The following is a 463-nucleotide window of genomic DNA, read 5'->3' on the forward strand; positions in this document are numbered from 1 at the left end:
CAAGGCAAAGCTAAAGGGCTTGCCGCCTGCAATTCACAGACAACAAGCCCTTTCGGCTGCTTAAACAATTTTTGCTTTCAAATATTGTCTAACTTTTGGGGGTCACTTCAATCAATTCCGGTACTTTCTGGCGGAGAGTCAGGGATTTGAACCCTGGAGACGCTCATCACGCCTACACGATTTCCAATCGTGCGCCTTCGACCACTCAGCCAACTCTCCAAATATTCATTTGTTCTCACAAAGGACAAGAAATATTATATCCGATAAACCCAAATTCGTCAAGTATTTTTTCAATTTTTCTTTTCTTCTTTTTTTCTATCCTGATTTTCCTCCTTAAAAACACACCCTGCGCCAATGGCAGGTGTTCGTAAAACAGTGTTAGCCAAATAACACGAAATGAGCATCTGTCAGACAGGATTGGTCAACGAAAAAACACGCCATATTCAGCTTCAAAGGCTGGGTA

The 463-nt window shown here is 42.1% G+C and carries 1 tRNA gene; it reads right to left on the reverse strand.

The annotated features are described in order from the left end of the window. Window positions 1-128 precede the first annotated feature (128 nt). Window positions 129-219 (reverse strand) — tRNA-Ser (locus ACTQ34_RS18175). Window positions 220-463 lie beyond the last annotated feature (244 nt).

It is taken from the genome of Agathobaculum sp. LCP25S3_E8 (genome assembly GCF_052117165.1).
Taxonomy (GTDB): Bacteria; Bacillota; Clostridia; order Oscillospirales; family Butyricicoccaceae; genus Agathobaculum.